Source organism: Paenarthrobacter sp. 10N417 (assembly GCF_056394745.1).
In genome coordinates this window covers 80,764-104,819 of sequence record NZ_JBFTIL010000013.1, presented here as the reverse complement: position 1 = coordinate 104,819, position 24,056 = coordinate 80,764, and the positions used below count along the sequence as shown (strand labels likewise).

The following is a 24,056-nucleotide window of genomic DNA, read 5'->3' as shown; positions in this document are numbered from 1 at the left end:
GGGCAGATCATGACGGAACCGATCACCAAACTTGTGACCCCTGCTGACCCCTATACCCTGGACCACGGCAGCACGAGCTACCGTGTGGATCGGTATGAGTTGGATCTCGATGTCAGGCTCGGCAGTAACAAGCTGATCGGAAAAGCGATCCTCCGCTGCACTGCCTTGGAGCCTGCTGCCCAGATAGTCCTGGACCTGGTGGGACTCCGGTCGTCCAAAATCCAGATGGATGGCAGGAAGGTCCAAAGGTTCAGCCAACGGGCCGAACACCTCGTGGTCACCACTGCGTCGCCCTTGAAGGCGGGTCAGCCGTTCGTCCTCGAGATCCGCTATGAGGGCAATCCGCAACCGCGCCGAGGCTTGTGGGGCGAGGTTGGCTGGGAAGAACTGAATGACGGCGTCCTGGTGGCCGGCCAGCCCAACGGCGCAGCGTCATGGTTTCCTTGCAACGATCATCCCCGCAGCAAATCCTCGTTCCGGATCTCGGTGACCACGGATGACAATTACCGGCCGGTGTGCAACGGCCAGCTAGTATCCCGATCACGAAAATCAAGCCGTGAGACCTGGGTCTACGAACATTCCGAGCCCATGGCCACATATCTCGCCACGCTGCAGATCGGCCGTTATGTCATGATCCCGCTCAACCCTTCAGACACCCATCATCGGGTCCCGCAGTTCGCCGCGGTCACTGCGGACATGGCTGGCGACGCCCGCCAAGGGCTTCAACGCCAGCCGGACATGATGAAGACGTTTGAGGACTGCTTCGGCCCCTATCCGTTCAGCGATTACACCTCGGTTGTCACCGAGGATGAGTTGGAAATCCCGTTGGAGGCACAGACCGTCTCCATTTTCGGCCGCAATCACATGCGCGGCACGTGGGAGGCCCAACGACTGATCGCCCATGAGTTGTCTCACCAGTGGTTTGGTAACTCCCTGACTGCCAGCAACTGGAAAGACATCTGGCTCCACGAAGGGTTCGCTTGCTACGCCGAGTGGCTGTGGTCCGAGGAGTCCGAAACCATGCCAGTCGCGGCCCGCGCCTTGGCCGCTTGGAAAAAGCTCGACGCCGGGCCGCAGGACCTGCTGGTTGGCGACCCCGGCCCGGAGCTGATGTTCGATGACCGCGTGTACAAGCGCGGCGCCCTTGCCCTCCACGCGGTCCGCCTGGCAGTCGGGGACGAAGCGTTCTTCGGGCTACTGCAGCATTGGACGGAGCGGAACCGGCATGGATCCATTTCCACGGCGGCATTCATCGATACCACCGACGCTTTCATTCCAGGGTTTGATGCCGCAAGCGTCCTTTGGCCATGGCTCTACGAAGCAGCACTTCCGTCGCTGCCATCGCCTCTCTAGCCCACGGCCAAGGCGGCGACGAAACCTTCCGGCAGATCAATGCCCGCATCGCCGCTGCTGTTCAGGTCCCGCAAGCCCGGACGCTCCAGCACATCCACCTCCGCTGGGTTCCTTCGAAGGCCTTCCCCGGTCATCTTCAGCCAGGCCTCCTTGCGCGCCCAGAGCTGGGCACGCTGCCTGGCCCGCTGATTATCCGGGATGGACGCCAGGAAATGCTTCTCGCCTTCGGTCAAGGCGACATCGTCAAAGCCCACGAACGCTGCTTGATCAGTCGCTTCAAGGTCCACTCCCAGCCGGAGGCCAAGCGTTGGATTCACGACGGCGGCCAGCAGCACCCAGCCCTGCGCTTTGGACGCGCTCAGCGCGAGAGGCGCGGGCACGCCGTCGAGCATGAAGCCCGGGCGGCCGTGGTCCTTTCCTTGACCGCATTGAGGGCAGTGATAATTGGGGTTCAGCCGGTTGGGGCTTACCCCAAGGAGCGAGGCCGCGAAGCGGTGCAGGGCAACCCGGCCGGCGATGAATTCTTCCCGAGCCTTGGTGCTGGCGAACCGCTGTGCGCGTTCCATGGCAGCCGGCCCGAGCTCCTGAACGGCAGAGTCCGGAACGGGGACGTCGGCGAGCTTCTGGAGCTCAAGCACAGGGCTCTGCACTATCGCCGTTCCTTCCGATCAGGACGTGGACCCGTCAGTCAGCGCGGAGACCGCATCCAGCTGCTCCGGCGTGAGCTCGAGGTCCGCTGCCGAGGCGTTGGCGCGGAGTTCGTCGACGGTCTCGGCCCCGACGATCACCGAGGCCACGGCCGGGCGGGAGAGCAGCCACGCCAATGACACCTGCTGCATTCCGAGCCCCCATTCTCTGGCCAGACGGTCGAGCTTGCGGGCAACGGCGATCTCGGACTCCGAATATCCGGGTCCACCATAGCGCTTGTCCCCCGCAATTTCGCGATCCAGAACCTTCAGATTGGCGAGCAGGCCGCCGTGCAGCGGCCCGTAGGGGACGATCGACACCCCGAACCGCACGCAGGCGGCGCTCAGCTCCCGCTCGACGCTGCGGTCCAGGAGGTTGTACATTACCTGCGCAGCCACGGGAGCAGAGACCAGCCGACGGTCATCGGCGATCCACAGGGCCTCGGCCACCTGCCAGGCAGGGTGGTTGGACAGTGCGACGTAGCGCAGCTTTCCTTGGCGGATCAGGTCGTCGTAGACAGCAAGTGTCTGCTCCAGCGGCGTATTCGGATCAGGGAAATGGGCGTAATAGAGGTCAATGCGGTCTGTGCGCAACCGGCGCAGGCTCTGCTCAACCTGCTGGATGATGTACCGGCGTGAGAGACCGGCATCCGGGTCGAAGCGGCGCTCCCCCGACTTCGTGGCCAGCACCACCCCATCCCGATGACCGGCGAGGGCGCGACCAAGGATCTCCTCTGCCGACGCCCGCTCCGAGGCAGGCGGGGCACCAGGCCGGTCGAATGTCGGCGTGGAGCCGTAAACGTCTGCGGTGTCGAAGAAGTTGATGCCGAGGTCCAGGGCCGCTTGGACAACGCCATTAGCTTCGTGTGCGCTCGGTGCTACGCCGAAGGTCGCAGTGCCCACGCAGATGCGCGACACACGCACGCCGGTCGGGCCGAGAACGGAGTACTTCATCCTGAGGATTCCTATCTGCGGGTTCGGTCCGGCTGGGACGTGGAGCGATCGTTCAGGACGTCCCTGACGGCTACGAGCCGCGGCTGAGTTTAAACACTAACCAATTGGTTATATTTCGGCACGCCAGCACCGCCGCGTGGGGAGGCAACTGAAAAAAATCCCCGGAACCATCAGGTTCCGGGGATTTCGCATAGCGAGAGGCCTAGCGCTGGACTGCTCCAAAGCGCTCTGCAGCAACAGCCACGGCGCCAGCGCGGGCCTCCGAGGCCTCGTCGGCAGTGAGTGTGCGGTCGTCGGCACGGAAGCGAAGGCCGAAGGCCAGGGATTTCTTGCCTTCCTCAATCCCGGGTCCAACGTAGACATCGAACAATGCGACGTCTTCGAGGAGTTCGCCCGCACCTTCACGCAATGCTGCAAGGACCTGGTCAGCCGGCACGTCCTGCGGAACAACCAGGGCCACATCCTGGGTGGCCACTGGGAATCCGGAGATGTGCTTGGCAACAATGACGTCGGCAGCAGCTTCAAAGAGCGCCTCCACGTTGACCTCAACCGCCACAGAGCGTGCTGGCATGTCGTGGGCTGCCAGAAGCTTCGGGTGCAGCTCACCGGCGTATCCCACCACGTCGCCTGACCGCAGCGCGAGCTGTGCGGCACGTCCGGGATGGAATGCCTGGTGGCTTCCCTGGCTGACGACAAGTTCAACACCGAGAACATCCGCGATGAGTCGGGCCACATCCAAAGCATCTGCCCAGTCCCAGGGACGCGGCGTGTGCGTCGCCGCCGCAGGCGAATCGTGGCCAGTCAAGACAGCGGCGATGTGCAGCGGCTGGTGCGGGACGCCGTCGTACAGTGCATCCAGTACCTCATCGGAAGGCTTGATGCCCAGCGGCGGAATGGATTCAGTACCGAGCTTCTCGCCGGGCAGGAAGACAGAGCCGGCCTCGTAGAGTGCCAGGTCACGGAAACCGCGGGAGTGGTTGCGGCGCGCAACCTCGATCAGTCCCGGCAGGATGGACGTACGGAGGTAACCGTGTTCCTCGCTTATGGGATTCGCCAGCTTCAACGCCGCACGTTCTTCGCCTTCCGTCGGCACGCCGAAGGTGTCGTTGGCTGCCTTGGCCACGAACGGATAGGACAAGACCTCCGTCAGCCCGGCGTCTGCCAGTGCCTGTACGACGCGGCGCTTCTGCTGCTGGCTGCGGCTCAGGCCACGCCCCGGAGGCGCCACGGGCAGGGTGGCCGGGATGTTGTCATAACCAACCAAGCGGGCAATTTCCTCGGAGAGGTCTTCCTTGGTTTCAAGGTCGTGGCGCCAGCTTGGAGCCGCCACCAGGTAACCGGTGGCAGTCTTTTCCACGGCAGCACCCAGATCCATCAGGGATGTGGTGATCTGCTCTTCCGTGAAGTCGATGCCGATACGGGCGGCAGCGAACTCTGCCGGCAGTTCAATCGTGACGGCGTCAGGGGCCGTTCCGACGTCGGTACCGGTCTCGTCAGCTGTGCCACCAGCGAGTTCAACCAAAAGGTCCACGACGCGCTGGGCGGCGATACTGGCAACGTGCCAGTCAACGCCGCGCTCGAAACGCTTGGAAGCCTCGGACGGGAGCTTGTGCCGACGACGCGAACGGGCAATAGATACTTCATCGAAGTGCGCGGCTTCCACCAGGATGTTCGTGGTGGAATCCGAAACCTCGGTGTGGGCACCGCCCATGACCCCGGCAATGCCGATGGCTCCGGAGTCATCAGTGATCAGCAGGTCTTCGACGTCGAGCGTGCGCTCTTTGTCGTCCAGAGTGGTGATCTTCTCCCCGGCCACGGCACGGCGGACCACGATGTCGCCCGCAAGCTTGTCGAGGTCGTAGCAGTGGTTCGGCTGACCGAGCTCAAGCATGACGTAGTTGGAGATATCAACGGGCAGGGAGATGGAACGGACGCCGGCCAGACGAAGACGGGCGGACATCCAAGGCGGCGTGGGACGGGAAGCGTCCACGCCACGCACTGTGCGTGCCACGAAGCGGTCACAGCCCGGCTTGCCATAGATGGGGGCGTCGTCGTTGAGCTTGACGCCGTAACCGCCTTGGAGGCTGGCCGGAGCGTTGACCTTGGAGGCCGGGTCAACGAAGGATGTTCCGGTGGCGTGTGCGTACTCGCGTGCCACACCACGGATGGAGAAGGCGTAGCCGCGGTCCGGGGTGACGTTGATTTCTGCAGCCTGGTCATAGAGACCAAGGAGTTTCATCGCATCCGTGCCGATTTCCGGATCCAGCCCAATCCGTGAGAGGACCAGGATTCCGTCGTGGTCATCGCCGATACCCAGTTCGCGAACGGAAGCGATCATGCCCGCAGACAGGTGGCCGTAAGTCTTCCGCGCCGAAATCTTGAAGTTTCCGGGCAGCACAGCTCCGGGAAGCGTGACAACAACTTTGTCGCCTTCCACGAAGTTGTGGGCACCACAAATGATGCCCTGCACGCCGGAGGGATCGATTCCCTCGCCAGTCAGCGTCTGTTCCTGCCCTTCAGGGACAACACGGACCTGGCACCAGTTGATGGTCTTGCCATTGGATTGCGGTTCCTTGACCAGGCTCAGCACCTGGCCAACCACAATGGGACCCGTGAGTTCATCCGTGGGACGGTGGACTTCTTCTTCTTCAAAACCGACCTTGACCAGGTCAGCCATAACGTCTTCGGCCGTAGCATCGGCCGGAACCTGCGCAAATTCACGCAGCCAGGAAAGTGGGATACGCACTGTTAGATCTCCATCCCGAAGTGCTCGCTGAAACGTACATCGCCCTCGATCATGTCGCGCATATCGCCGACCTCATTGCGGAACATGAGCGTGCGCTCGATGCCCATGCCGAAGGCAAAACCTGAATAGACGTCCGGGTCGATGCCGGCAGCCCGAAGGACGTTGGGGTTGACCATGCCGCAGCCACCCCATTCAATCCAGCGGGGACCACCCTTGGCACCGGGGTGCCAGATGTCCAGCTCAGCAGAGGGCTCGGTGAACGGGAAGTAGTTCGGGCGCAGGCGAATGGAGGCTTCGTCGCCAAACATCTGGCGGGCGAAGTGCTCCAGCGTTCCACGGAGGTCGGCCATGCTCAGGTTCTTATCGATCGCCAGGCCTTCGAACTGGTGGAAGACAGGCGTGTGCGTTGCATCGAGTTCATCCGTGCGGAACACCTTGCCCGGGCACAGCACGTAGATGGGAACTTCGCGCTCCAGCATGGAACGCACCTGCACAGGTGATGTGTGCGTTCGCATCAGCAGGTGCGCTTCGGGAGGCTCCACGAAGAAGGTGTCCTGCATTTCACGGGCCGGGTGATCCGGTTTGAAGTTCAGGGCGTCAAAGTTGAACCACTCGGACTCAACCTCGGGGCCTTCGGCAATTTCCCAGCCCATGCCGACGAAGATATCCGAAACACGGTCCTGCAGCGTGGACAGTGGATGACGCGCTCCCGCCCGGCGTCGACGCGGAGCTGCCGTGACGTCAACGGTTTCCTCCACCAGGATCCGGGCGTCGTTCTCGGCTTCCAGGACTTCGGTCCGGGCTGCGAGCGCTTGGTTGACCCGGCCGCGCGAGGATCCCATGAGCTTTCCGGCGGCAGCCTTGTGCTCCTTGGCGAGGCCACCGATTTCACGGTTGGCCAGGCTCAGGGGCGACTTCTCTCCGGTGTGGGCGAGGCGGACGGCCTTAAGTTCTTCGAGGGAGGAGGCAGCCGCAATCGCGGCGATCGCATCCTCAACGGCGGCGTTGATGGCGGCTTCATCCAGCGGATTCGGGATGGCAGCGCCTGGCAAAGTGTCAGTCATCTACTGTTCTTAGCTACGAGTCGGGAGCGGCCGGCATGGCTGGCCTGCAAAACGAAAGGGCAGTGCTCACCACGGACGGCAGGCACTACCCTTCAGTCTAGTTGAAGCTCACAGGCGCCATTTAACCCCTGGTTTGTGCGCGCCGCGGGTCTAGCATGGCTTCATGACTCCCGGGCAGCGCTTACGGCAAGTTGCCAACATCCTGAACCTGACCACACCGTTGGGGCTGTTGGTCGCGCGGACGTCCCGATCGCGCATTTCGCGTGGGCCCCGGGGACTGCTGATAGCAGCAGGGTATACGTGGAAGCTTCCACACGCCGGGGCTTTTACGGTGGGGAACGTCGTCCTCTACCGCGCAGCCCACGGCGTGGCAGGACGCAATGAGCTGCTCCTTGCCCACGAGGAACGGCACAGCACTCAGTACGCCTACTGTCTGGGGCTGCCTTTCCTCGTTTTCTACAGTGTCGCCGCCGGCTGGTCCATGCTGCGTACAGGCAATCCGGCGTCGAGGAATTTCTTTGAACGGCAAGCTGGACTCGCAGCGGGCGGCTACATTGACCAGCGAATCGAGATTGACCAGCGAATTGAGGCCGAAGCATGAAGCGCACAATAACCGTCACCGGAACGGCGAGCGCCAAGGCAGTTCCGGACCTGGTGACACTGACTTTGGGCGTCGAGACGCGAAGGGAGACTGCATCCAAGGCATATGACGACGCCGGCAAGGCAGCCGCCGCCGTCGCCGCCAGTTTGCGCGCGGCTGGCGTGGAGGCTGCAGATCTGCACACCAGCGGCTTAAACCTTCGAGCAGACTTGGTGTGGGTGGAGGGGCAGGGACAGAAGGTCGCTGCCTATGTGGCGTCCACCAATGTGCGTGTCGGCATCCGCTCGCAAACGGAAGCGCCTGCCACCATTGCTGCGGCGGTGGCGGCCGGTGGGGACGACATCCGGATCAACGGGATAGAGCAAGGCTTCGCAGATGCCTCTGCGGTCACGAGCCAGGCGCAGGAGGCGGCGTGGCAGGACGCGCTTCAGCGGGCGGAGCAGTACGCGTCCTTGGCGTCTGCCCGGCTGGGCTCGGTGGTTTCCATTTCCCAGCAACCTCTTCCGGGCTCCCCCATTCCGATGGGTGGACTCGTCAGGGCCTCTGCTGCTGAAGCACTTCCGATCGAGGCCGGCGAGTCGTCCGTAGCGGCAAGCGTCACTGTGGAATGGGAACTCTTGAAGCCTTAGGTCCATCCACCGGCGCCTGGACTGCCGTCCGCACCACCACTGCGATGCCAGCAGCCATGGCCTCAAGCGGCATGGACGGTGTCGCGCTCCCCTCGGGTACCTGCTCTGGAAGGTAGGGAAGATGGACAAATCCTCCCCGGATGCCGTCCTTGGTTGCGAGGGCGTGCATCAGCGCATAGAACACGTGGTTGCAGACGTAGGTTCCTGCAGACTGTGAGATCTCACCCTTGATGCCTTCGATCTGCAGGTTCCGTAGGGCGGCTTTGATCGGCAGCGTCGAGAAGTAGGCCACCGGTCCACCAGGAACCACTTCCTCGTCGATAGGCCGCTTGCCCTTGTTATCCGGGATGCGGGCGTCATCACAATTGATGGCTACACGCTCCAGGGAGACCCTTTCCCGTCCTCCAGCCAATCCAGTGCACACCACGACGTCCGGCGTCAGGGTTTCGACGGCGGCCAGCAGGAGGGTTGCCGCTTCACCGAACACGCAGGGCAGCTCTAAAGCTTCCACCTTGTGCCCTTCGGAACGAAGGATGTCACGAGCGCGCAGAACAGCCTGCCAGGAAGGATTGACCTTCTCTTCGCCAAACGGTTCGAAGCCAGTCAGCAGAATCATGGGCCAACCTTAGCAATGTCCGGAATGGCAGTGTCCGGAATCGGCGTTCGAGGTCCTTGACATTCGTTCGAACATACATTCGAATAGAGTCCATGAGATGGGACGCACAAGCACTTTCGCCAACGCGTGGACTGGCGTCCGAAAGCGTTGGCAGTATGGCTCCTGGCCCTGCCCCGGCCATGGACGCACTACTGCCGCTGGCCGGGCTTGTGCGTTCCATCTCAACACCCGAATTCTCCGGAGTCACCTTCCATGAGGTCACCGCAAAGTCAGTGCTCAACAAGGTGCCTTCCGGTTCCAATATGCCTTTCGAGTGGACAGTGAATCCCTACAGGGGCTGCAGCCATGCCTGCGTCTATTGCTTCGCCCGGAAGACGCACACCTATCTGGAGTTCGACGCCGGACGCGACTTCGACTCCCAGGTTGTAGTCAAGATCAACGCGGCAGAGGTCCTTCGGAAGGAACTGGCCAAGCCCTCTTGGGAACGGCACCAGGTTGCCCTCGGAACCAACACAGACCCCTACCAGCGCGCCGAAGGCCGATACGCGCTGATGCCGGGGATCATCCGGGCCCTCGCCGATTCAGGCACACCGTTTTCGATCCTGACCAAGGGCACGTTGCTTGCCCGGGATATTCCCCTGCTCAAGCATGCAGCCGCCCAAGTCCCAGTAGATCTGGGCATCTCACTGGCCATGACCAACGAGGACCTTGCTGAGATTGTTGAGCCCGGCACCCCCTCGCCGAGGGCCCGCCTCAAGCTCATTGCGCGGCTACGTGAGGCAGGTCTGGGTTGCGGAGTCATGGCCATGCCCATCCTGCCTTGGCTCACGGATTCAGACGAAGCCCTTGAATCCTTGTTCTCAGAACTCTCCAAGGCCGGCGCCACGGGCGTCACTGCAGGAGCCCTCTACCTCAAGCCCGGTACACGTGAGTGGTACATGAAGTGGCTCGCCGCCCACCATCCCGAACTTGTAGGACGATACCGTCGCCTGTACGGGCAGGGATCTTATGCGTCAAAAGAGTACCGCTCCTGGTTGTCGGCCAGGATCAATCACTTCAAAGCCAAGCATGGCTTTACTGGAACACAAGGCTTCAGCCACCGTAATGCACGGCCAGCCACCACTGCCGCCTCGGTCACGGACAGTGCCCTTGGGACGCCGTTGCCAGGGCAGGAGCCACTTTTCTAAGCCGCTAGGCCACTACGGTCACGGCGGCTAGGCTGGCGCAGTCACGCGTTCCAGCAATGCCCGGACAATTGGGAAGTCTGCCGGGATCCAGGCAAGGCTAAGAGCTTCTTCCTCATCAACCAGGGATACCCAGCGCAATTCGTCGTGATCCTCCAGGGCACGGGGCGTGCCTTCAGCGAGTTCCGCCAACCACACGCGCATGGCCGCGCGCTCATTGAGGGGCCACCCCGCGGCCTCACCGGACTCCAGCTCCGCACCGAGACGAACTGTAACTCCCAGCTCCTCCGCGAGCTCCCGATGAAGGGCTGCTTCGGCCGACTCGCCCTCCTCTACTTTGCCGCCGGGAAATTCCCACATTCCGGCGAACTGCGGCGGCGCAGTGCGACGCGCTACAAGGAGTCGGGCCGGCGCGTCCAAGGAGTCGACGACGGCGGCGCCCACTACGTTTACCAGTCCAATCACTGAACCAGTCTATGTGCTGGGAATCATGGGGATCGTCACATAGCGACGTCAAGTCACGGTCACGGGACTAAGCTTGTTATCGGATTTTCTCCACCTTTTCCCAGCCCTCAAGGCACCTCACGAAGCAGGCTCATGACTATCACTGTGTCCCCACCGGCCGTCGCCAAAGCAGCAAGGCGCCACCTAGGCTTGGCCATCCTGGCGCTGGCCATGGGAGGGTTCGCCATCGGCACCACCGAGTTCGCCATGATGGGTCTTCTCAAGGAAATTGAGGAAGGACTGGGCATCAGCACTCCCGAGGCTGGCAACCTCATCTCCGCCTATGCCTTGGGCGTTGTCATTGGAGCGCCCATCTTCGCTGCATTCGGAGCCAAACTTCCCAGGAAGCACCTGGCACTGGGGCTGATGCTGTTCCTTTCCATCGCCAACCTGACCTCTTTCATTGCTCCCGACTACGGTTTTATGCTGCTTTCGCGTTTCGCTTCCGGTCTGCCCCACGGCGCGTTCTTCGGTGTGGCTGCTGTCATCGCTGCGGGCTTGGTGGCACCCACCAAACGGGGCTGGGCCATCTCCATGGTCATGGCAGGCCTCACCGTCTCCAACGTCATCGGGGTGCCTCTGGCTACCTGGGTGGGGCAGACCTTCGGCTGGCGGCTGCTCTTCATCATCGTTGGGGCCATTGGCTTGCTTACTGTGTTCATGGTGTGGAAATTCGTCCCCTTCGAAGCAGCGCACCCTGAGGCGAGTATTCGACGCGAACTCGGTGCCCTCAAGCGGCTTCAGGTATGGCTTGCTTTGCTGATCGGCATCATAGGCTTTGGTGGGTTCTTCGCCGTCTACACCTACATCGCGCACACCATGACGGGCGTGGCAGGCATACCAGAAAGCCTCATTCCGGCAGTGGTGGCGTTATACGGGCTGGGGATGGTTGCGGGGAACATGATTGGCGGCCGCATTGCGGATAAGTCCGTTATGGGCACCATCTATTGGGTCATGCCGGGCATCGCCGCAGCATTGGTCGTTTACGCAGTCGCAGCGCACTGGGCTTGGTCCGCATTCATCATGGCCTTCGTCGTTGGCGGCATAGGCTCCATGCTCACGCCAGCGTTGCAGACCCGTCTCCTGGATGCCGCCCCGGGCGCTGCCTCGCTCGCTTCATCGCTGAACCACTCCGCCCTGAACATTGCCAACGCTCTGGGCGCCTTCCTCGGCGGGACCGTGATCGCCTGGGGCTGGGGCTACGTGGCTCCGGCCCTCGTGGGTGCGGTCCTCGCCATCCTGGGTCTGGGAGTTGCCATCATCAGCGGGCTGCTGGAACGCAGGAAGCCGCTGGCTACCTCATAAATCGATAGAGCGTGATCTAACTTCTGGATGCTGCAACAAAAAAGGTGGGCTCCGCTATTTGACCAGTTCAAATAGCGGAGCCCACCTTGGGTTAATGCTGACCTGACTACGCCTGGACGCGCTCAACATCCGGTTCAAGGTAGATGACCCGCGCAATCGGAACGGCCGCCCGGATCCGTTGCTCGGCGTCGTCAATCACCCGGGCAATTGCCTGACCGGTATCGGCGGCACCCATGGTGATCTTGGCAGCAACCAGCAGTTCTTCCGGCCCGAGGTGCATCGTCTTGAGATGGATGATCCTGGTGCCATCCGCCTGCAGTGCCTCGGTGATTCGTGCGACGTCGTCTTTGGTAGCCGACTCACCCAACAGAAGCGATTTGGTCTCGACCGCAAGGATGACAGCAATGGCGACCAGCAGCAGGCCGATCATGGCCGTACCGAAGGCGTCCCAGACGCCATCACCGGTGACGAGGGTCATACTGACGCCGAAGAGCGCGAACGCCAAGCCCAGCAAGGCGCCAAAGTCTTCCAGAAGGATGACCGGCAGCTCGGGCTGCTTGGCGTTGCGGATGAACTTGGCCCACGTCTGCTTGCCACGGATATGGTTCGATTCCACAATGGCGGTTCGGAAGGAGAACGACTCGGCAACGATGGCACCAACCAGGACGGCCAACGGCACCCACCAGAAGTCGCCTTCGATGCCATGCGGGTGCTGGAACTTCTCCCACGCTTCGTACAGGGCAAAGAGGCCACCCACGCTGAACAAGACGATGGAGACGATGAACGCGTAGATGTACCGCTCGCGTCCGTAGCCGAAGGGGTGCTCGGGGCTTGCGGCACGCTGTGCGCGCTTGCCTCCTATCAGGAGAAGGATCTGGTTGCCGGAGTCGGCCACCGAGTGGATGGCCTCGGCGAGCATGGATGATGACAGTGTCAGGACGAATGCAACGAACTTCAGGACAGCGATGGTCAGGTTCGCGGCGAGGGCCGCCACGATCGCTTTGGTACCGCCACTTGCAGCCACGAAAGCTTCACCTCTTCGGTTTTGGGAAAGTATGGATTGTGCCAAGAAGAGTCGTCATCGTCTTATCTTGCAAGAAATACCGTACCGGGCGTCAGGCTATTTCTGCATTCCCGACCCGGGCGCCCTGCTGCGAACGGGCGCTTGCATAGAGGCAAACGGTGGCCGCTGTACCCAGATTCAAGCTCTCGGCTGCACCATAAACAGGCACGGCTACGCGGTGATCCGCGAGTGCCAGCTCAGCATCGGAGAGCCCTTGGGCTTCGTTCCCGAACAACCAGGCTGTGGGTGCCTCAAGGGCATAATCCGAGGCAACGGAGTCATTTCCGAGCCTCCGGGCAGCATTCTCGTCCTGGAGCTGGTCCAGGTTTACTGTCCCATAGCCGTCGGCAGCCAGGACTCCTATCCCCTGTGCCCGGCAGCGCGCGACGAGATCTTCAACATCAGCACCCAGGACCACAGGCAGGTGGAACAACGAACCGGCCGTGGACCGTACCGCCTTGGGGTTGTAGATGTCTACGCTGGAGCCCGTCAGGATCACAGCGTCGGCACCTGCAGCGTCGGCCGCCCGCAACACGGTGCCTGCATTGCCGGGGTCCCGGACCTGGCACATGACCGCAATAAGGCGAGGACCGGCGTCGAGCACTGATTCGAGGCTGACATCCACAAAACTACATACGGCAACGATGCCCTGCGGATTGACGGTGTCCGCCATGGCGGCCAGGACGTCGTCGCTGGCCAGCCGAAGCTGCGTTCCTTCTGCAAGGTCTGCGAGTTCCGGGAGCCGCTCAAGGCATGCCTCGCTCGCAAAGACTTCATGCACGACGGCGGCACCGCCAGCCGCAGTGCGCTCCCGGTGAAGGGTCAAAGCCTCGCGAACCGCCTGTGGACCCTCAGCCAGGAAACGGCCGCGCTTTAAACGGGCCGGGCGCCCGGCAAGCTTGGCGACATCCCTCACCCGATCTGCTCGGGGGTTGGTCATCGGAAAGTCTTGCGGGCGCCCGGTTTGGTTCATATAAAGAACTTTAGTGGCAGTTGCGACTAGTTCTTGATCTGCTGGCGGGCTTCGCCGCCGGCCGGCTCGAAGCCGGCAGCCTTTGCAGCCTCTACCGTGGAGAACCAGTATTCAGCAGCAGTGTTCTCGTACCAAGTGGAACCCGGTACGTGGTACTTCTTGGACTCGGCGTTGCCCTTGATGGCGTGGCCTTCAGGAGCACCTTCGCCCTCAACGGCAGCAATAGCGCCATCGATGGCCGGCTTCTCGGAGACAGAAGCCTTGACAGCCGTTGCGGTAGCAGCAGCCGGAGCAACCTTGGCAGCCTTCGGTGCGGCAACCTCGGCCTTGGCAGCCGGAGCAGACGTGTCGGCCGGGAGGGCAGCCTTGGCAATGTTCACCAGTGCGGCGAATGCGTTGGCGTCCGAAACAGCCAGTTCGGCCAGCATGCGGCGGTCAACCTCAACCTCAGCGGCCTTCAGGCCCTGGATCAGGCGGTTGTAGGTGAGGCCGTTGGCGCGGGATGCAGCGTTGATGCGCTGGATCCAGAGGCGACGGAAGTCGCCCTTCTTCTTGCGGCGGTCGCCGTAGCTGTACACAAACGAGTGCAGCAGCTGCTCTTTGGCCTTGCGGTACAGGCGCGAACGCTGACCGCGGTAACCCTTGGCGCGTTCGAGGATAACCCGGCGCTTCTTGTGGGCGTTTACCGCCCGCTTCACACGTGCCACGTGCGTACTCCTTCAGAAATCTTTATCCCAAGCTGCTACTGCCGGAAATCCGGCCGGCCTGAGAAGGCTTTTGGTGTAGTCGGTCGCTACCGGATGGCAGCAACCAAAGAACTTGGAACTTAGACGCCGAGCATCTTCTTGATGACCTTGGCATCGCCCTTGAAGACGATCTTGTCGCCGGCGAGGCGACGGGTCAGCGTGGAGGACTTGTGCTCCAGGTAGTGGCGGCGGTTGGCCTGCTGACGCTTCAGCTTGCCGGTGCCGGTCAGCTTGAAGCGCTTCTTAGCACCGCTGTGGGTCTTCATCTTCGGCATGGGAACCGATCTCCTTACGTGTCCACGGACAAAGTCCGCAGTTCTTTCGTGCAGCCGGCCTACAAGGGCCGGCGTGCTGGTTGCTTGCCGTTGGAGGCCAGGGCCTCCGCGGCGTTGAACTAGTTGGTCTTGCGAGATGCAGGCTTCGGCGCAGCCTTGGGGGCTGCGGGCCGAGCTGCCGGCTTGGGAGCTGCCGGCTTGGCGACGGGCTTCGGAGCCGAGGGAACTGCAGGCTTCGGGGCAGCAGCCGGAACAGCTGGCCTCGGAGCTTCCGGTGCGGGGGCGGCCTTGGGGGCCGGTGCTTTCTCCGCCGGTGCAGCCTTCACAGCCGGGGCTTTCTCAACCACGGGTGCTTCTTCGACTACCGGAGCCGCTTCAGCTACCGGCGCCTCTTCGACTACCGGAGCTTCCTCAACAACCGGTGCCTCTTCAGCTACGGGTGCTTCCTCAACAACCGGAGCCTCTTCAGCTACGGGCGCTTCCTCAACAACCGGAGCCTCTTCGGCAATGGGTGTTTCAGCCTCGGGAGCCTCCACAGTTTCCTGCGTGGGCTCTTCTTCGGAAGCAAGCAGGCCTGCCGGAAGAAGGTCGCCCAGGGTCTGCGTCAGCGGAGCCTGGTCGCCCGTGGTGTCCACGCGTCCGGAGGCCTTGGCCTCGTTCTGTGCCTTGGCTTCGGCACGCTGGGCTGCACGCCGGGCTTCAGCCTTGGCTTCTGCCTTGTTCTTCAGCGGACCGATCACCATGACCATGTTGCGGCCATCGATGCGTGGGCTGGACTCAACAATGCCAACCTCGGCGACGTCTTCAGCAAACTTCTGAAGCAGGCGGATGCCCATCTCCGGACGCTGCTGTTCGCGGCCACGGAACTGGATCATTGCCTTGACCTTGTCACCAGCGCCGAGGAAGCGAAGTGCATGTCCGCGCTTGGTTTCGTAGTCGTGCTTGTCGATCTTGAGGCGGAAACGGATTTCCTTAAGAACCGTGTTTGTCTGGTTCTTGCGGGCCTCACGCGCCTTCACGGCAGCTTCGTACTTGTACTTGCCGAAGTCCATCAACTTGCAAACAGGAGGCTTAGCCTGCGGGGCAACTTCAACGAGATCGAGATCGGATTCGGCAGCAAGACGCAGGGCGTCCTCGATGCGGACGATTCCTACCTGTTCGCCGGCAGGGCCGACCAGCCGCACCTCGGGGACGCGGATACGCTCATTGATTCTTGGCTCGCTAATGTTAAAGCTCCTGTGGTTGTGGTGAGTTTCACCGGCAAATAGAGAAGGCCTCCAATTGCTGGTGCAATCGAAGGCCTCAAGGATCGGGTGTGCTCCCTTGTAGAGAAGCACGCACTCCGGAGGCTGGGCCTCTGAGCGTCCGACCGGTACCCGGCAACCTCTTGTTCCGTGAAGGAATCCTGTTCCCCGAAGGGAAAACGGCTGACGCGGGTGGGAGAGAACTCCGCTTGCAAACTGAAAATCAATTCTACAGAAATAACCCGCCAAGCGCACATTGCACGGGGCGGGAGCATTTAATGCGAATAACGACTTCCAGTCGGTCTGTGACAAGCTTACCAGTATGAGCACTGAAGACAGCAATTCGCGCAACTCCTACTCCGAGGACACCGCCACAGCCCCCGCCGCCGATGCCGGGGTTTCCCAGCAGATCCGTGACATCGCGGAAGTTGCGGCAGTAGAAGTCATCACCACCGGCGCGGTCCACCTGATGAGCGCCGCCGCTGTGAAGGTCGGCCTTGCCGATGACCCCAACGCGGAGGACCTCAAAGACCTTGACGAGGCCCGCAAGCTCATCACTGCATTGGCTGGCCTCGTAACGGCAGCTGCCCCCGAAATCGGTTCCCAGCATGCCGGGCCTTTGCGTGATGGACTGCGCTCCCTCCAGCTGGCTTTCCGCGAAGCTTCCCTTATCCCTGACGCACCAGGCAAGGGCCCTGGTGAGAAGTTCACCGGACCGGTGAACTAGCCAGGAACTGCTCCAAAGTACATACGACGGCGGCCCCGACCACATGTGGTCGGGGCCGCCGTCGTCGTTAATGCCGCCGTCATCGTACTGCAGCGGGATCACTGAGGATTTGCGGTCGTTGGAGCTACACCCGGGCCCGGCGCCGCTTGGACATCAGGGCGAAGCCCGCGATGCAAAGTACGACTCCTGCAGTTCCGACGGAGGCAAAACCTCCGGACGGGCCCACAGTGTCAATAAATATCCCGGCAAGGGGCGCGCCGAAGGCAATGCCAGCCGTTAGCGCGGATCCGTACCACCCCATGGCCTCGCCGCGGCGTTCCTCATCCACGAGGTCCGCCACCTTCTCCGACGACGCCGACAACACCGGAGCGCAAAGAAGGCCCGGGAGAATCGAGAACAGTGCAAGCGTCCAGGTGTCGTGTGCGAAACCCATCGGGATGGTGAGCGCGGCCATGCCCAACAACAGCAGCATGGGAGAGACCGAACGGTTCATGGCTCCGTAAATGAGTCCACCCACAACCGATGCCGCACACCAGAAGAAGAAGACGATGCCGATCTCGTTCTGGTGACCGCCGCGCTCCAACAGGCCAACGATGCTGACGTCGGAGCCGCTAAGTACCATCCCCGATCCCGCAGCTACGGCGAAAAGGGCCGCAACGGAAACTGTAAACCAGGTGAAATTGCGGGCCACGCGATTCCGAAGGCCGGCTGTGCGGGACACGGCTGCAGGCGCCATTTCAGACGCCGCCTCCTGCACGTGACCTGGTGCGGAGGCCACCATGGCCGCCTCGGCAGCGGCAAGGTCGGCGGCGGCCCGTGCCGCAGATTCCTCCGGCGTGCAGTTGGGATCGCTGCGGGTGGGAGGATTGAACCAGATCAAAAACAGGCCAGCCACGGAAACAGAGATTCCCACCGCGGTGAGTCCCACTGCCGAGAAGCCGCTCGTGGCGACGATCGCACCAACAGCCGGGCCGATCATGAACACGAGCTCAGTGGCGATGGAATCGAGCGCAAACGCCGAGCGTCGCTGGTCCCCGTCCACCATGACACCCAGCGATTGACGGACCACGCTGAAGATCGGCAACGTGAACAAGCCCCCCACGAAGACCAAGGGAAGCAACCAGGCGTACGGGACGTGCGGAACAATGGACCAAATCACTGTTTCCGAGATGACGGATGGGATCAGGGCCTTCCGCAGGCCCACCATGTCCACGCGCCGACCACGCCAAGGCGCCCCCAAGGCAATGCCAATGGTCATGACGGCGGCAGCGGCGCCCGCGGCGGCATAACCCTCCCCCAGCGTCAGGACAATGTGCAACGTCAGGAGCACGCCAGCCGCCGAATGTGGGATGCGGGCGATCATGCCCACCAGCAGGAGGCGCCGGACAGGGCGGATAGACAGCATCTCTTTGTAGAGAGCGAAGTTCACGGACTAATTCCTCTTGTTCCCCCGGGGCAGTCCCCGGTGGACGGGTACTGCCGCTAGTGCAGCCCAGGCTCCTGCGCCGCACGTTGCAGTTTTACTTCGATGGAGTCGACGCCCTCGGCAAACGATTCCAGCTTCGCCCACGCCTCATTCAGGTCAGCCACCAGCGACTGGACGGATGCGGCGTCGAGTCCGTCCTCAAGGAACAGCACTATCCGCAGTTCCGGGCCAGCGCCTCCGCCAGGGACCGTCCGGCCATCCGCCGTCAGGCAGGCTACGCCACCACCGGTCTGTGTTTTGAGTCGGCGAACCGCCGGAAACGCCTCGGCCTGTGAAGCGAGAGCAGACTCCAGTTGATCATCAAGGTAAGACGGCGTCCAGTCCCGCTGCTGCGCCAACGCCCACATGGCTGGCCGCCGAACCACGAACGTGAACGCGGAACCGGGGTCCAGTACCAGCAATTGTGCGCCTTCGGAAACGGCCGAAAGGGCAGCCCTTGCCGCATAAACAGCTACCGGTCGGGCATCCGCATGCCAGGCTTCAAGAGCAGCGGCCGTCGTGAACACCGGCATGGCCTTCCGACCATCAGGGGCCTTGAGTGTGACTAATGCCATATCGGCCTGCTTGTCCGCGTGCAGCCCATCAACACCTTCGGCTTCCTCGGCGAGCTGGGCTATCACGGGAACGAAGACCCGGGCGGTAGCGAGTGAAGCTACAACCTCCGCCTCACTGCCCGTCCCATTCAGCAGTGCAGCAACGGCAGCGAGGTAGCCTGAGTCCGCCGAACCGTCGTCGTCCTCAAAATTGTGGATCCTGGCATCGTCACCACTAAGGCTACGGCCTTCCCAGGGCTGCCCCGCAGAGTCAGCTGCTCCCCCGGCACCGGCCAAGGCAGCAGCAATGTGGCCTGGAAGTTCGCGTCGTGAATCGGACATCAACGACGACCGGCTACGTCCAACGCTTCGGGCAGGGTGAAAGCACCTGCATAAAGGGCTTTGCCAACAATCGCGCCCTCAACGCCCAGGGGCACGAGTTCACGAAGCACGCGAAGATCCTCAAGGCTGGAGATACCACCTGAAGCCACCACGGGCTTACCCGTTTTCTCCACCATTTGGCGCAGCAAGTCAACATTTGGACCTTGCAGGGTTCCGTCTTTGGTGACGTCGGTGACCACGTAGCGTGCGCAGCCGGCGTCCTCCAAGCGGGCAAGAACTTCCCAGAGGTCGCCGCCTTCTTTGGTCCAGCCGCGACCGGCCAGGGTGGTACCACGGACATCGAGGCCGACGGCGATCTTGTCACCGAATCGGTCGATGGCGCGCCGTGTCCACTCAGGGTTCTCCAATGCTGCTGTACCGAGGTTAACCCGCTCCACGCCCAATTCCAGGGCGCGTTCCAGCGACTCGTCATCCCGCAGGCCGCCGGACAACTCAACCTTGACGTTGAGCTGGGACACGACCTCGCTAATGAGGTCCGCGTTGTTGCCACGGCCAAAAGCGGCGTCGAGGTCCACCATGTGCACCCACTCAGCACCGGCGTTCTGCCAGTTCAGGGCAGCTTCCAGAGGCGTGCCGTAACTGGTTTCCGTGCCTGCCTCGCCTTGCAGCAGGCGGACTGCCTGGCCATCAACGATGTCGACGGCGGGGAGGAGTTCCAGAACGGACTGGGCTGAGGTGGTCATGTGTGTCCTAGGAGTTGATGGGGACGCGGGGCGTTCAGTTGCCTGGCAGCGTCAGGAGATAGGCGGCCAGCAGGGACATCCCCGCCAGCACGTAGAAAGAGACGGAAACCCACAGTGGCTTCTTCTGCTGGTGGAAAGAGATACCTCCACCCACCAGCACGCCGGCAAGGCCCATGAGCACTACCGACCACATTTAGGCTGCACCACGATCGTCCGCTGCCGGAGTATGTGCCACCGTGGATCCAGGCTTGCGAAGGCCGTCCACCCAGTTGCGCAGGAGGCGCGCCCCGGCGTCTCCGGATTTCTCGGGGTGGAACTGGGTTGCGCACAGGGGGCCGTTTTCGACAGCGGCGATAAAGCGTGCACCGTGCTCGGACCAGGTCACCAGAGGTGGGGCCATCCGAGGCTGGACGACGTCGAAGTTCCACTCCTGCACGCCGTATGAGTGCACAAAGTAGAAGCGTTCCTGCTCAACGCCCGCGAAAAGCTTTGATCCTTCAGGGACGTCCACCGTGTTCCAACCCATGTGGGGAACCACAGGGGCGGGAAGGAGTTCAACCTTGCCCGGCCATTCGGCCATGCCCTCGGACTCGGTGCCGTGCTCGACTCCGGCTTCGAAGAGCACCTGCAGCCCAACGCAGATTGCCAGGACAGGCCGCCCACCTGCGACGCGGCGGCCGATCATGCGGATGGCATCGACGGCCTTGAGTTCCTTCATTACCGTTTCAAAGGCGCCGACGCCGGGGACCAGCAGCCCGTCGGCATTCAGCACATCCTCAGGCTTGGAGCTGAGAACCACTTCGGCGCCCGCACGCTCAAGGGCGCGAACAGCTGAACGGACGTTGCCCGAACCGTAGTCCAGCACGGTAACCGTGGGCTTACCTTCAGGGGACTCCGGCTTGAGGTTAGCCGAAGCGTCAGTAACCGCACCGTCCTTCAGGATTTGCCCGCTCATAGCGCCCCCTTGGTGGATGGAATGCCCTCGACACGGGGATCCGACTCCACTGCCGAGCGAAGAGCCCGCGCGAAGGCTTTGAACTGGGCCTCGACGATGTGGTGCGGATCGCGGCCTGCAAGGACGTTCATGTGCAGGCAGATACCGGCGTGCAACGTGATGGCTTCAAAGACGTGACGGGTCAGCGAACCCGTGAAGTGGCCACCGATGAGGTGGTACTCCTGCCCCGCGGGTTCTCCTCCGTGCACCAGATATGGGCGCCCCGAAACATCCACGACAGCGTGCGCCAAGGCTTCGTCCAATGGAACCGTAGCTTCGCCAAAGCGGCGGATTCCGGCTTTGTTGCCCAAGGCAGTACGCAAGACCTCACCAAAAGTAATGGCCACATCCTCCACGGTGTGGTGGGCATCGATGTGGGTGTCACCCGTGGCCTTGACGGTCATGTCGATCAGGGAGTGCTTGCACAACGCCGTCAGCATGTGGTCATAGAAGGGAACCGTGGTGCTGATGTCCGAGACACCGGTGCCATCCAGGTTGATCTCTACCAGGACGGAGGATTCGCTGGTGGTGCGCTCCATGCGCGCGGTGCGGTCAGCGGACGGCGTGGCGCCGGTTTCGCTCATTGGGACGTCCTTATACACGAAGAATGGGGTGGGTCTATTGACAAGTTTAGTTGGGCTGGGACGCAGGGCTGTCCAGAAGGGCTTCCAAGGCCTCAAGGAAGGCCGTTGTTTCCTTTTCTGTTCCTGCAGTCACCCGCAGGTGTCCGGGAATGCCGACGTCGCGGATCAGGACGCCAGCATCCAGCAAGCCCTGCCAGATCGCATGTGGGTTCGAAAGGCCACCGAAGAACACGTAGTTCGAGTCCGAGGCCGCCGGCTTGAGTCCCATTCGGAGGAGCTCGGTCACAATCCGGTCCCGTTGGACCTTGATGTCCTCGACGTCAGCCATGAGGGCTTCGCGGTGGTTCAGGGCGGCAAGGGCCGTGGCTTGCGTGACGGCTGAGAGGTGGTAAGGCAGCCGGACGAGCCTGATGGCGTCAGTAACCTCAGGTGCGGCAGCCATGTAGCCCAGACGCGCACCTGCCAGGGCAAAGGCCTTGCTCATGGTGCGCGAGACGATCAAACGCTCCCGCCCGGGAAGCAGCGTCAGCGCGCTGGGCGTGTTGTCGTGCGCGAACTCGTGGTAGGCCTCATCCACGATGACGATAGCTTGGCTGGCATCGCCGGCTTCGTACACAGCTTCGACGACGTCCAGCCCCAAGCCCGTTCCCGTGGGGTTGTTCGGAGAGCACAGGAACACGATGTTCGCGCCAGTCTCCTTCACTTGGGCAGCAGCGGAAGCCGCATCCAGGCCATAGTCATCAGCTCGCACTCCACGGACGTACTCAGTGTCCGTGCCACTGGCAAGCAGCGGGTACATGGAATACGTGGGAGGGAAGCCCAATGCCTTGCGCCCCGGACCTCCGAAGGCCTGCAGAATCTGCTGCAGGACCTCGTTGGAGCCGTTGGCCGCCCAGATGTTATCCGCGGAAAGCCCGTGACCGAGGTAATCGGCGAGGGATTCACGAAGTTCGGTGAACTCGCGGTCAGGGTATCGGTTCAGACCCGTGGCCGCAGCCGCAACGGCCTCGGTAATGGCCGCTTGCACATCGGCCGGCACGCCATGGGTGTTCTCGTTGACGTTGAGCAAAATGGGGACATCAAGCTGCGGCGCGCCATAGGGGCTCAGTCCACGCAGGTTGGTCCGGAGGGGAAGTCGGTCAAGTCGCTCAAGCTGGTCACTCACCAAGACAGTTTAAGGTGCCGGTGCGACTGCAGAGTAACTGTGACGCCAGGGACGGTGACCCATAGCCCCCTGGCCACTCAATTCGCGGGAACGAACAGTTGCTGGCCGGGTTGGATGCGTCCTCCGCGGAGATCGTTCAACTGGATGATTTCTGCGATGACATCACGCGGGTCCCTCTCCGGCGCGGCCGCACCGGCGATGCCCCACAGTGACTGCCCGGGCTGGACAGTAACCGTGACGGCCACCGGCGGCTGCAGTTGGGACTGGGAATCCGAAGCCTTGGCCGGAGAGTTGATGAAGCCGGCAAGGCTCAGCAGCGCGGCAAGCAGCAGCATGGCGGGGATGCCGAAGAACACGATCCTGCCGCGCCGGGTAAGCCGGAGACGCGTAGGCGCCGGGGTGTTGCGGAATTCGTGGAACGTAGAGATTGCGGACATGAGCTGAGCCCTTCTGAGCGATTGCCTGCATCGGATGCCCTTTGCCGGCTGCCAATTCCTTGTGTTCGTTGGACCCGCCCCGGATATTCGAACACTTTCTTCGAACATCCGAGCCAGGTTCAACTTTTATAGAACACATATTCGAACCTTGCTATGACATTTTTAGCACTTATCAACGAACGGTGTCGAGACTCGCTAGAACGAATGTTTGATAAACGCCTGTGCCTGGCCTAGGTTTGAGTGAAGAAACAGGCACTGTTTCAGTGGAACAGGAGGGTCTGACATTTTTTCAGATCCAACATCCCCGGGCACACTTCAGACCGTGACCGGGCGGAACAGAAGGGCATTGGCGAACATGGCAGCGAAAGCCACCGGCGGCGGGGCACCCCTGCGGAGCCAGCAGCCTCAAAAGAGTCCCAAAAGCCTGACTGTCCGGCAGAAGAAAATCCTGGAAACCATCCAGCGGTCCGTCAATGACAACGGCTATCCGCCCAGCATGCGCGAAATTGGTGACACCGTTGGTCTGGCGAGCCTGTCCAGCGTCACCCATCAGCTCTCCCAGTTGGAGAAGCTCGGCTACCTGCGCAGAGATCCCAAGCGCCCCCGCGCCATGGAAGTCCTCATGCCTTTGACCCTTGACGGCGGGACAATTCCCGGAGTCGAAGCAGCTACCACACTGCGTAGCGCAGGTGGACTCGCCGTGACGGAGTTGGCCAGTGCCAGCGACACCGCCATGGTGCCCCTGGTGGGACGCATCGCGGCCGGTGGCCCCATCCTCGCAGACCAGACTATTGAGGACGTCCTGCCCCTGCCCCGGCAACTGGTGGGCCACGGCGAACTGTTCATGCTGAAGGTCGCTGGTGACTCAATGATCGATGCCGCAATTTGTGACGGTGACTGGGTAGTTGTCCGGCGCCAGAATGACGCCATCAACGGTGACATCGTGGCAGCACTCCTGGATGACGAAGCCACGGTAAAAACCTTCCGCCAGCGGGACGGCCACACATGGCTGCTCCCCCAGAACACGCAGTACGAACCGATCCTGGGAGACCAGGCCACCATTATGGGCAAGGTCGTCTCGGTCCTGCGCTCCCTTTAGGGC

26 protein-coding genes are annotated in these 24,056 nt (G+C 62.2%); 7 read left to right on the top strand and 19 right to left on the bottom strand.

Translation table 11 applies throughout. The annotated features are described in order from the left end of the window. Positions 1 to 9: 9 nt before the first annotated feature. The gene (locus AC1DCM_RS16640; RefSeq protein ID WP_477519060.1) at positions 10 to 1,353 is read left to right on the top strand and encodes a M1 family metallopeptidase; all 1,344 of its coding nucleotides are present in this window, start codon (positions 10 to 12) and stop codon (positions 1,351 to 1,353) included. Here the strand turns inward: AC1DCM_RS16640 and AC1DCM_RS16635 are convergent. The 4 genes from AC1DCM_RS16635 to pheS all read right to left on the bottom strand — a co-directional run bounded on the left by AC1DCM_RS16635 (position 1,350) and on the right by pheS (position 6,803). Then, complete coding sequence (locus tag AC1DCM_RS16635) at positions 1,350 to 2,003, bottom strand: 4'-phosphopantetheinyl transferase family protein (RefSeq protein ID WP_477519059.1); 654 nt, start codon at positions 2,001 to 2,003, stop codon at positions 1,350 to 1,352. The two genes, AC1DCM_RS16640 and AC1DCM_RS16635, sit on opposite strands and share 4 nt — an antisense overlap. An 18-nt stretch (positions 2,004 to 2,021) precedes the next feature. Next, positions 2,022 to 2,993: an aldo/keto reductase gene (locus AC1DCM_RS16630; protein WP_477519058.1), complete on the bottom strand. Its 972-nt coding sequence runs from the start codon at positions 2,991 to 2,993 to the stop codon at positions 2,022 to 2,024. Between the two features lie 202 nt (positions 2,994 to 3,195). Next, positions 3,196 to 5,739 carry a phenylalanine--tRNA ligase subunit beta gene (gene pheT, locus AC1DCM_RS16625; RefSeq protein WP_477519057.1) on the bottom strand — a complete coding sequence of 848 codons (2,544 nt, stop codon included), beginning with the start codon at positions 5,737 to 5,739 and terminating at the stop codon, positions 3,196 to 3,198. 2 nt (positions 5,740 to 5,741) lie between these two features. Next, positions 5,742 to 6,803, bottom strand: a complete 1,062-nt coding sequence (gene pheS, locus AC1DCM_RS16620) for a phenylalanine--tRNA ligase subunit alpha (RefSeq protein WP_223936608.1) — start codon at positions 6,801 to 6,803, stop codon at positions 5,742 to 5,744. Between the two features lie 163 nt (positions 6,804 to 6,966). Between pheS and AC1DCM_RS16615 the strand changes: the two genes are divergently transcribed. After that, positions 6,967 to 7,404, top strand: coding sequence for a hypothetical protein (locus AC1DCM_RS16615; protein WP_477519056.1), 438 nt, complete (start codon positions 6,967 to 6,969; stop codon positions 7,402 to 7,404). Further along, positions 7,401 to 8,033 carry an SIMPL domain-containing protein gene (locus tag AC1DCM_RS16610; protein ID WP_477519055.1) on the top strand — a complete coding sequence of 211 codons (633 nt, stop codon included), beginning with the start codon at positions 7,401 to 7,403 and terminating at the stop codon, positions 8,031 to 8,033. Before AC1DCM_RS16615 ends, AC1DCM_RS16610 begins: the two co-directional genes overlap by 4 nt. Here AC1DCM_RS16610 and pcp read toward each other — a convergent pair. Next, entirely contained in the window at positions 8,002 to 8,649 is a 648-nt protein-coding gene (pcp, locus tag AC1DCM_RS16605) for a pyroglutamyl-peptidase I (RefSeq protein WP_477519054.1), read from the bottom strand. The genes AC1DCM_RS16610 and pcp overlap by 32 nt on opposite strands. A 92-nt stretch (positions 8,650 to 8,741) precedes the next feature. On the opposite strand from pcp, the gene AC1DCM_RS16600 reads away from it, so the two are divergent. Then, entirely contained in the window at positions 8,742 to 9,836 is a 1,095-nt protein-coding gene (locus AC1DCM_RS16600) for an Rv2578c family radical SAM protein (RefSeq protein ID WP_477519053.1), read from the top strand. A gap of 27 nt (positions 9,837 to 9,863) precedes the next feature. Here the strand turns inward: AC1DCM_RS16600 and AC1DCM_RS16595 are convergent, their stop codons facing one another. Then, on the bottom strand, positions 9,864 to 10,298 hold the full coding sequence (locus tag AC1DCM_RS16595; RefSeq protein WP_477519052.1) for a (deoxy)nucleoside triphosphate pyrophosphohydrolase: 435 nt from the start codon (positions 10,296 to 10,298) through the stop codon (positions 9,864 to 9,866). A gap of 132 nt (positions 10,299 to 10,430) precedes the next feature. On the opposite strand from AC1DCM_RS16595, the gene AC1DCM_RS16590 reads away from it, so the two are divergent. Further along, positions 10,431 to 11,642, top strand: coding sequence for an MFS transporter (locus AC1DCM_RS16590; protein WP_477519051.1), 1,212 nt, complete (start codon positions 10,431 to 10,433; stop codon positions 11,640 to 11,642). A 106-nt stretch (positions 11,643 to 11,748) separates the two neighbouring features. On the opposite strand, the gene AC1DCM_RS16585 is transcribed toward AC1DCM_RS16590, so the two are convergent. From AC1DCM_RS16585 to infC, 5 genes are all read right to left on the bottom strand, one after another. Further along, a complete protein-coding gene (locus AC1DCM_RS16585; RefSeq protein WP_477519050.1) occupies positions 11,749 to 12,666 on the bottom strand; it encodes a cation diffusion facilitator family transporter in 918 nt (305 codons plus the stop codon). A 91-nt stretch (positions 12,667 to 12,757) separates the two neighbouring features. Then, positions 12,758 to 13,678 (bottom strand): TrmH family RNA methyltransferase, encoded by a 921-nt coding sequence (locus AC1DCM_RS16580; protein ID WP_442019236.1) that lies wholly within the window; start codon positions 13,676 to 13,678, stop codon positions 12,758 to 12,760. A 26-nt stretch (positions 13,679 to 13,704) separates the two neighbouring features. Continuing rightward, positions 13,705 to 14,385, bottom strand: coding sequence for a 50S ribosomal protein L20, sunset domain variant (rplT, locus tag AC1DCM_RS16575; RefSeq protein WP_431119525.1), 681 nt, complete (start codon positions 14,383 to 14,385; stop codon positions 13,705 to 13,707). A gap of 119 nt (positions 14,386 to 14,504) precedes the next feature. Next, a complete protein-coding gene (rpmI, locus tag AC1DCM_RS16570) occupies positions 14,505 to 14,699 on the bottom strand; it encodes a 50S ribosomal protein L35 (RefSeq protein ID WP_059387794.1) in 195 nt (64 codons plus the stop codon). A gap of 119 nt (positions 14,700 to 14,818) precedes the next feature. After that, the gene (gene infC / locus AC1DCM_RS16565; protein WP_477519049.1) at positions 14,819 to 16,036 is read right to left on the bottom strand and encodes a translation initiation factor IF-3; all 1,218 of its coding nucleotides are present in this window, start codon (positions 16,034 to 16,036) and stop codon (positions 14,819 to 14,821) included. 229 nt (positions 16,037 to 16,265) lie between these two features. Between infC and AC1DCM_RS16560 the strand changes: the two genes are divergently transcribed. Beyond that, positions 16,266 to 16,670 (top strand): DUF1844 domain-containing protein, encoded by a 405-nt coding sequence (locus AC1DCM_RS16560; protein ID WP_442019234.1) that lies wholly within the window; start codon positions 16,266 to 16,268, stop codon positions 16,668 to 16,670. Between the two features lie 124 nt (positions 16,671 to 16,794). Here the strand turns inward: AC1DCM_RS16560 and AC1DCM_RS16555 are convergent, their stop codons facing one another. The 8 genes from AC1DCM_RS16555 to AC1DCM_RS16520 form a co-directional block, all read right to left on the bottom strand. Then, complete coding sequence (locus AC1DCM_RS16555) at positions 16,795 to 18,099, bottom strand: MFS transporter (protein WP_477519048.1); 1,305 nt, start codon at positions 18,097 to 18,099, stop codon at positions 16,795 to 16,797. A 53-nt stretch (positions 18,100 to 18,152) separates the two neighbouring features. After that, on the bottom strand, positions 18,153 to 19,031 hold the full coding sequence (locus tag AC1DCM_RS16550; protein WP_477519047.1) for an SseB family protein: 879 nt from the start codon (positions 19,029 to 19,031) through the stop codon (positions 18,153 to 18,155). Beyond that, positions 19,031 to 19,774: a bifunctional 1-(5-phosphoribosyl)-5-((5-phosphoribosylamino)methylideneamino)imidazole-4-carboxamide isomerase/phosphoribosylanthranilate isomerase PriA gene (priA, locus tag AC1DCM_RS16545; protein WP_477519046.1), complete on the bottom strand. Its 744-nt coding sequence runs from the start codon at positions 19,772 to 19,774 to the stop codon at positions 19,031 to 19,033. The genes AC1DCM_RS16550 and priA overlap by 1 nt, the downstream gene beginning before the upstream one ends. A gap of 34 nt (positions 19,775 to 19,808) precedes the next feature. Next, positions 19,809 to 19,967, bottom strand: coding sequence for a hypothetical protein (locus AC1DCM_RS16540; protein WP_216925244.1), 159 nt, complete (start codon positions 19,965 to 19,967; stop codon positions 19,809 to 19,811). Beyond that, positions 19,968 to 20,729: an imidazole glycerol phosphate synthase subunit HisH gene (hisH, locus tag AC1DCM_RS16535; protein WP_477519045.1), complete on the bottom strand. Its 762-nt coding sequence runs from the start codon at positions 20,727 to 20,729 to the stop codon at positions 19,968 to 19,970. Continuing rightward, complete coding sequence (gene hisB, locus AC1DCM_RS16530; RefSeq protein ID WP_442017063.1) at positions 20,726 to 21,352, bottom strand: imidazoleglycerol-phosphate dehydratase HisB; 627 nt, start codon at positions 21,350 to 21,352, stop codon at positions 20,726 to 20,728. The genes hisH and hisB overlap by 4 nt, the downstream gene beginning before the upstream one ends. A 46-nt stretch (positions 21,353 to 21,398) precedes the next feature. Continuing rightward, positions 21,399 to 22,517, bottom strand: coding sequence for a histidinol-phosphate transaminase (locus AC1DCM_RS16525; RefSeq protein ID WP_442017062.1), 1,119 nt, complete (start codon positions 22,515 to 22,517; stop codon positions 21,399 to 21,401). Between the two features lie 77 nt (positions 22,518 to 22,594). Beyond that, positions 22,595 to 22,954, bottom strand: a complete 360-nt coding sequence (locus AC1DCM_RS16520; RefSeq protein WP_442005803.1) for a LysM peptidoglycan-binding domain-containing protein — start codon at positions 22,952 to 22,954, stop codon at positions 22,595 to 22,597. Between the two features lie 355 nt (positions 22,955 to 23,309). On the opposite strand from AC1DCM_RS16520, the gene lexA reads away from it, so the two are divergent. Next, positions 23,310 to 24,053, top strand: coding sequence for a transcriptional repressor LexA (gene lexA / locus AC1DCM_RS16515; RefSeq protein ID WP_224093932.1), 744 nt, complete (start codon positions 23,310 to 23,312; stop codon positions 24,051 to 24,053). Positions 24,054 to 24,056: the final 3 nt, after the last annotated feature.